Below are 2,785 nucleotides of genomic sequence, written 5' to 3' on the forward strand. Positions count from 1 at the left end.
AGGTGACGCATATGTCTGCATACCTTTTCTATATAGAAATGTTTCAGGCAACGGTAGCCTGAATCATGAAACAGTATCATGATTACCATAATTTCTGCCTTTGACATGGTTGACTTGCGGTGATATTGCCGTTTCTTATCTGCTTTCAGTGTATATTTTTCCATCATGGCATCAAAAAACTTGCAAAAATCATCTGCAATACAAAATAATTCTCTAACTTTGTCCTCGGTGATCATAGCGATTGTTGTTTGTAATTCTTTGTATTTCAACACTATAAAGTTATAACAATTTTCGCTAATCACCAAATTTTCAAGCACTTATATTTCGTCGAACTCACGTTAAATAAAAAAATAAAGCATATGGTTATTTCAAAATTATTTAAGAGCATCTTGATTTTAATATTGCTTTTAGTTTCTAATTCGTGCGTTAATAACAACAAGCAAAGTAAAACTCGCCTAATAGCAGTTTCATGCAGGGATTACAGCGGTAAATTATATTACCTCATAAAGGGCGATACTGTCTCGAGTATTAGTTTCGACACTTTTAAGTACAAAGATGGGACTTATGATATAGGTATTGGTTCCGTAGATACTGAACATTCTGTAGATTGTAAACGGACTATAAAAAAGCTAAAAGACAAAACATTTGATTGCAGAAAAGGGCATATAAGTGATGAGCTTGTTGCAGGATTATCAACTTTTTTAAGTTTAGCGAAAGATGAGTTAAACTTTGACTCATTAAGGGGAATAGCGTTTATGAATGAAGATGTCTTTGATATAGAAATTGCTATATCCAATGATTTTGAAGGTCATAAATGTGAGGACTTCCATAAACATGTTAAGGATTTTATGAACAAAACAAATCTTAGAGACAAAATGAATGCGGTTTTGAAGAAATATAATATTGAAGTTAACAATATTGGTTTAAATTATGATGGTAAAATTTTAAACATGGACACTAAAAGATGCCGTATTAATGGTGCTGATTATGGCTATATAGGGAAATTGCCACGTGTCTTGACATGCATGCCTCTGAGGGTAGATGTAAAACGATGCCCTAAAGCCCAAGTTGGTTCGAAACATTGAAACTAAAGTTATGCTCTACAGAAAAACAGAGTACTTGTTATACATGAGACAAAAGGTCAAACGAAATGATGTTTTGATGATACGAGGAGTTGCTGCAAAGAATCCATTAGGAAGACATTTCCATGATAGAGCAAACAAATACTTCGGCAATATAGCGCTATATACAGGTTTTTAAACATTAAAAAATGGAAGAATTAGAATTTTATAAAGAATGGTGCTTAATCATGTATGATTATGCATGTAGTTGTTTTATTAATGACACCATTGATAAAAATGAAATCTTGGAAGTTCAAAAGGATTTCGAAAAAATGAAATCTGATATCCTAAAATTCTACAAAAATAGAAATTTAAAAAAATTAAAAGAATGGTATTCATATGTAAATGAATTAAAGCCATCTCCATCAGACAAAGAATACTCCATCCTCAATGCTCGTCTTCGTGCTGCTTGCGGCAAGGATTTACGTGACTTTGACAAGAAACGATTGGAAAGGGTGAAAAAGGTTGAGGACAGAGGATATATAAAGACCAATAGTGAATTCTACTTGATACGCAACCATATCGACTACCTCGAGGCAACAAATGCCACGGATGAAGAAATCATTAAGTTCGATACGCTGATTACACTCTACGAGGAGAAAATAAAGGAGAAAATGGAAAGGCAACGAAAAAAACAATGATGATAAATCATTTAATCAAGATGCATGCCCACCAAACGATCCAGACTATCTATTACGAATGGGAGAAAAACCTAAAAACAGAATTGTGGAAATGCGGTATAAAATAGAAACAAGAAAAGTATGGATATGTTATCACTCATAAAATTAAATTGTATATTTTTCTTTCTGTTATTTTGTTCTTGCTCTGAAAATAAAACGCAAATTAACAGCAAAGAAATTGAATTGACAACTGTAAATGATAGGAATATGACTTGTGTTTATGTTAAAGGGGATGAAGTCTTATCAGACATGTGTTTCGCATTTTTCAAAGTATCAAAAGGAACTATACTTAGAGTTGAACCTGTAGATTATTACCCGAATGCATACACAAAGAATATAAGAAATAAAAATAAGCATGGATATGTTAGTAACATAAGTATAAATGCAATTTGTACTATATTGAATAACATGCGTAATAAATTTCCTTTAGATTCTATTTGGGGAATAGAAATCTTTTCTCCTTTTGTATTTGATGTAGAAGTGAAAGTTTCATTTTTATTAGATAAGAAACAAAATATAGAAATAAAAGATATTAATAGATGTATAGCATTGACAACATTGAAAGATGATTTTAACATGGCTTCTGCAAATTTAGGTATCCATTGTGACACTATAATAGTGGATTTCGATGGAAAAATTTGCCAGCATCATGTCGATGATGGAAAGTTATATGGATATACAAGTGATTTGCCTAAAAGACTATTAGCTTTTCCTCTATTTTTACAATTAAAAAAACAAGAATAATGGTACGAGAATTAGCTCCGTATAAAGGAATTTATCAATAATTTAAAACTATTAAATAATTGAGGGTCAGGGTCGAGTAGAGCGAGGGAGTTTCACCCTCACCCTCTCACAGAAACCGTGCGTGAAAGTCTCCCCTCACACGGCTCTTCACACTCAACGCTTTGTGCATAGACATAACCTTGGGGTCTGACCTCTCTGCCAATGATAGAAAAGACTGCGGTCTTTGCTCGTGACGCCTTG

Annotated in this window: 3 protein-coding genes and 1 pseudogene; 3 read left to right on the top strand and 1 reads right to left on the bottom strand. The window is 32.8% G+C overall.

Features of this window, described 5'->3' with window-relative positions; all coding sequences use genetic code 11:
- A pseudogene (locus tag CIL02_RS16570) lies at positions 1 to 236 on the bottom strand (IS982 family transposase); the annotation flags it as partial.
- Between the two features lie 123 nt (positions 237 to 359).
- On the opposite strand from CIL02_RS16570, the gene CIL02_RS15230 reads away from it, so the two are divergent.
- From CIL02_RS15230 to CIL02_RS15240, 3 genes are all read left to right on the top strand, one after another.
- Positions 360 to 1,085: a hypothetical protein gene (locus tag CIL02_RS15230; protein ID WP_094403029.1), complete on the top strand. Its 726-nt coding sequence runs from the start codon at positions 360 to 362 to the stop codon at positions 1,083 to 1,085.
- Between the two features lie 185 nt (positions 1,086 to 1,270).
- The gene (locus CIL02_RS15235; protein ID WP_094403031.1) at positions 1,271 to 1,762 is read left to right on the top strand and encodes a hypothetical protein; all 492 of its coding nucleotides are present in this window, start codon (positions 1,271 to 1,273) and stop codon (positions 1,760 to 1,762) included.
- Between the two features lie 120 nt (positions 1,763 to 1,882).
- Positions 1,883 to 2,545, top strand: coding sequence for a hypothetical protein (locus CIL02_RS15240; RefSeq protein WP_094403033.1), 663 nt, complete (start codon positions 1,883 to 1,885; stop codon positions 2,543 to 2,545).
- Positions 2,546 to 2,785 lie beyond the last annotated feature (240 nt).

The sequence above is a fragment of the Prevotella sp. P3-122 genome (assembly GCF_002251365.1).
Lineage (GTDB): Bacteria > Bacteroidota > Bacteroidia > Bacteroidales > Bacteroidaceae > Prevotella.

Excerpts from the sequence above, each read along its gene's own strand:
- CIL02_RS15235 (WP_094403031.1), top strand. The coding sequence starts at position 1,271 with ATGGAAGAATTAGAATTTTATAAAGAATGGTGCTTAATCATGTATGAT.
- CIL02_RS15240 (WP_094403033.1), top strand. The coding sequence starts at position 1,883 with ATGGATATGTTATCACTCATAAAATTAAATTGTATATTTTTCTTTCTG.
- CIL02_RS15230 (WP_094403029.1), top strand. The coding sequence starts at position 360 with ATGGTTATTTCAAAATTATTTAAGAGCATCTTGATTTTAATATTGCTT.